Origin of the sequence: Microcystis sp. LE19-41.2A, from assembly GCF_027530405.1 — a bacterium.
GTDB lineage: Bacteria > Cyanobacteriota > Cyanobacteriia > Cyanobacteriales > Microcystaceae > Microcystis > Microcystis aeruginosa.
Genome location: NZ_JAPZQJ010000031.1, coordinates 1 through 4289, shown reverse-complemented (window position 1 = coordinate 4289; position 4289 = coordinate 1). Strand labels below are relative to the sequence as shown.

Here is a 4289-nt window from a genome sequence, read left to right as displayed (position 1 = left end):
TTAAGAAAACTGAAGGCGAGAACTTACAAAGACTTAATAGAAGGGATTGAATTGGCTATGTTAGAAGTTACTCAAAAAGATATTCGCAATTGGTTTACTCACTGTTGCTACTGTACCTCATAAGTCAGAGAATTGCTATATACTGTAGGGACGCAAGTGTTGTGCGTCCTATAAATTAGCGTTTGATTGAGGAAAATCAAAGTCTATCTGCACTTAATCTTATTATCAATTAGACGGGAGAAAATCAATTCAAATTCGGTATTCAGCAAAAAGAACCATCAAAGTTATATATAACATTTCCCAATCTCATGAGGTACAGTCAATTAGTTGAAAAGCTAGTTCTGTATAGCTTTTACTTCCGACTTCCAACCTCATAATTCTGACTTCTGCTATAATGATTTTAACTATCTTCAAATAGCTTAATCTTATGACTTCCTATCAAACTCAGATAACCCTTGATAACTCTCAGCAAATCCTTCTCTCTAATTTACCCTTCAAAGAAGGAACAAAGCTGAATATTAATATTGAGGTTGTTGAACAAGATATAGCTGAATCTTCTTCCGATTTTGAAACGGTTTTAGAAAATACTCAAGGAATATGGACAAAAGGAGATGGGTTAGAATATCAACAGAAAATTCGAGAGGAATGGTCATGAAAAAACTGATAGATTCTTGTATTCTGATTGACCATTTTAATGGAGTTTCAGCAGCAACCAGCTATCTTAAAAAACATAAAAACGATGCTTGTATTTCTATCATTACTAAAGCAGAAGTCTTGATTGGATTTGAGGATGAAACCACCTTTCATCAAGCTCAACAAGTTTTATCCTACTTTCACCTAATAGAATTAGATCAAACTATCATCGATTTAGTTATCCAACTTCGTCGTGAACAAATCAGAAAAAAGTTGAACAAACTCCCCCATCAAAAGATCATACAATGGAAATTACCCGACGCAATTCAAGCAGCAATCGCCCTTCATTATAACCTTAAATTAGTCACTCACAATACTAAAGATTTCGACTTAACTGAACATCCCTTTGTTGAAGTTCCCTATACAGTTTAACCTAGTTTTTAGGATAGTAAAGTATCGTTCTAACATTAACTCATTTTGTGTCATGACTTGATCCTCATTAACTTTCTTTAGTCTATCCCATTTATCGAAGTTAAATGCGATCGCTGATCCAGCTTCGCCTAAATTTTATCTCAACTATAATAAAATTGTATTATTTAACCGCTCCCCTGCATAACTTCCCCCCTATCCTACGATAAAAGAATAGATAGAGACCCATTTTAGGGTGAGGTGATCGCTATTAACGGTACATAAATACTAAGCAATAATCCTTACTTTTGACAAAAAATCATGAGTACTATTGAGATTCACGAATTTAGTACAGGAGTTAAAGTACAATCTTCACAAGTTGGTACACAAGTTTTGTGGTGGGTGGAAGATTACACCGAAGAAGACTTTATGAATTGTACCTTAGAGCCGATTCCCGATGTGGTTTATCAAGCCATTGATGAGGAATTATTAAAAATTCCTTGCTTTCCTCAAAACGTGCCTGAAAAAGAAAAATTTGTTATAATCGGTCGAGAAGTTAAAAATAAAAAAGAGGCTTGGTCAATCATTGCTGTTATTAGTAAAGGGAAAGATCGCAACAGAGAAGAAGTATTATTATATCGTTATTTTATAGCGCAAGGATTAGGAAAATTAACGAATTTATTGGCATGGTTTAATACTAATAACAAGCCAACTTTCGACCCTTTTGATCAAAAAGATACCAGAAAAACCCACTTGTATGATGATTCTAATACCCGTCATAATGATGCTTTAAAACTGCCGCAATTTCAAGCATTATTACAAGAAAAAAATCCTTGTTTAGTGATTCCTCGTGATCTAAAGTGTACGGTTATTATGATCAATCAACTGGCAGAAAGAAGAAAAAATAAAAACAAATTAACCGCATGGGCCTATCAGATTGAAGAAATTTATAAACCCCAAACCTTTCAAGCGATTTATCCTCTAAACTCTGATGCTGAAAATTATCTTAGGAAAAAAGTTTCTCAAAGGTTTAAACCTAAAATTTTTAATAATTTATTGGGTTTTCTTAGTGATTTTTATCAACTAATCACCCATCCTATTAAAGTACCGCTCCTTCTTTTGGTGGGTATGTTTTTCGTTGGTGGAACTCTGATTTCTTTCCCAGCTTGTTTTGTTTTATTTGCGGTTTTTTCCTGGTCTATTGTATTTATTATTGGCATCTTAATCATGTTTTCGCTAGGCTTTTATTTAGGAGGTAGTTCCTAAATAAAATATAGCGGTTCTCGCATCTGTGCGGCACACTTAAACCTTTGCTGATTAAGCTGTTCAGGATCGGGAATGTACCTCTTGTGAATCAGAAACCCTATAAGAGATATTGTCAACTTTATTCCCTTGCAAAACTAAACCTCTTGCACAATTAATTTTTGATGGTTCAAAAACGGCAAAAATAAGGATTAAATTGCCTAAAATCTGTCAAGAGATCATGGAATTGATTATTATTCATTCTTAATTATCCTGACTACTGACTACTGACTACTGGCTACTTACTCCTAACAACAATTTTTGATTTTTACAAGAGGTCTATTAATAATCCGCCAAAAGTGAGAGCCTAAAAACGGGTATGGTGTCATAATGTGTTGTTTTCCTGATTGTCTGAAGATTGAACGCGAAAGGGAGGCGCGACATAATCGGAAGGTAAATAATTTTCGGGAATGGTTGTTGTATTTCCATCTCGTAGGGAGGTGTAACTGGGAGAGAGAATCTCAATCCCAGCTTCATTACACTTGTCTTGAATATTTTGATGGAGTTCTGAATAAATTATTACCATCAAATTGGGTTGGTTAGTGTAAGCGTTTAATTGATAACTGATGTAAAAATTATCTAAGCTAGTTTGCAGGACAAAAGGTGCGGGTTCTTTGAGAATATGCTCAGTTTCTAGAGCAGCTTCAATTAAGGTTTTGTGGGCTTTTCGCCAGGGCAGATCATACCCCAGGGTAATCGTTGTCTGAATAATTAGATTTCTGTTTAACTCCCGCGAGGAAATACTAAAGTTAATCACATTACTACTTAATAAAGATGAGTTAGGAATAGTAATGATTTTATTAGTGGGAGTACAAATGCGGATGACTAGGAAGTTTTTTTCAATTAGATCGCCAATTACATCTCCTACTTGAATGTGATCTCCGATGCGAAAGGCACGGGTATAAATAAGAATAATTCCCCCAATAACATTGGCGATTGCCGAAGTAGAACCAAGGGATAAAAGAAGACCAAGAAAAACAGAAACACCTCGGAAAGCAGGGGAATCAAAACCGGGCAAATAGGGAAAAGCAACTATTGCTGCTATGGCAATAATTATGACTAATAGGATATTGTAAGTCGGTTTAGCCCAATCAGTATAAAAACCAGGAATAACCAGATTTCCTCTTTCTATTGCTGTAAAAAAGGGCTTGATTAGCCCGATTAAGTAGTAAGTGATAAAAATGATTATGGCAATAATAAAGGCATTGGGAAGATATTGGCCAATAGAGGATAAAACCAGTTCTAATGATTGATAAAAATAGCCTAAAATACTCTCACCAAAAACTCTTGTCCAGGGAAATAAACGAAGTACAAATGTAGCATAATTAAATAATAATAAAAAGAGAACAAGTAAGCGAATTATCCGAAGAACTCGCAGCCAAAAAAAGCTTATATTAGAGGAAGATATGATCTCAACATTCCCGATTTGAATGCCTGGCGTCAAGGATTCAATCAAACGTCTAATAAAGGGAAATAGCTTCCCTGAAGTTTTGATAACTGCAAAGCTAATAATCAGGAAGGCAAAGCTGGCTATAACCGTATAAATGATGTTCTTAAGTAGTTGTTCGGGTTTTCGATCTTGGCGATATTGAGCGATAGCAACCTGAATTTTTTGTAAAGCTTGTTGAGCTAAAACCTTCGGCGTTGAACGATAGGCTTTTGCATCTCGCTCCGTCACCGTTAGAATTACTTCTTGATCTACACTTAAATAAAGTGAGTTATCATCAGGAATCTGCTTAATTGTCAGGTTCTCAACAGGAATAGAATCATTTTGAGCAATTCTTTCAATTCTCCGGGTAATAGCGTTATAGCGGTATGCACTTGCATGAGGTACAATAGAAGAGGACAATAAATTATAGACCTAGGCAGGAGCCACGACCCGATGAAGCCCTATTCTTTAGACTTGCGACAAAAGATCATCGAGACCTACGAGGAGAATAACCTCT

3 protein-coding genes and 2 pseudogenes are annotated in these 4289 nt (G+C 35.4%); 4 read left to right on the top strand and 1 reads right to left on the bottom strand.

The window, feature by feature from the left end:
- From O9290_RS01745 to O9290_RS01730, 4 genes and pseudogenes are all read left to right on the top strand, one after another.
- A pseudogene (locus tag O9290_RS01745) lies at window positions 1–123 on the top strand (IS630-like element ISMae26 family transposase); the annotation flags it as partial.
- A gap of 304 nt (window positions 124–427) precedes the next feature.
- Complete coding sequence (locus tag O9290_RS01740; RefSeq protein WP_004159378.1) at window positions 428–655, top strand: hypothetical protein; 228 nt, start codon at window positions 428–430, stop codon at window positions 653–655.
- On the top strand, window positions 652–1065 hold the full coding sequence (locus O9290_RS01735; RefSeq protein WP_004159379.1) for a PIN domain-containing protein: 414 nt from the start codon (window positions 652–654) through the stop codon (window positions 1063–1065). Before O9290_RS01740 ends, O9290_RS01735 begins: the two co-directional genes overlap by 4 nt.
- A 297-nt stretch (window positions 1066–1362) precedes the next feature.
- A complete protein-coding gene (locus O9290_RS01730) occupies window positions 1363–2307 on the top strand; it encodes a hypothetical protein (protein ID WP_288055922.1) in 945 nt (314 codons plus the stop codon).
- A gap of 361 nt (window positions 2308–2668) precedes the next feature.
- Here the strand turns inward: O9290_RS01730 and O9290_RS01725 are convergent.
- A pseudogene (locus O9290_RS01725) lies at window positions 2669–4156 on the bottom strand (mechanosensitive ion channel family protein); the annotation flags it as partial.
- Window positions 4157–4289 lie beyond the last annotated feature (133 nt).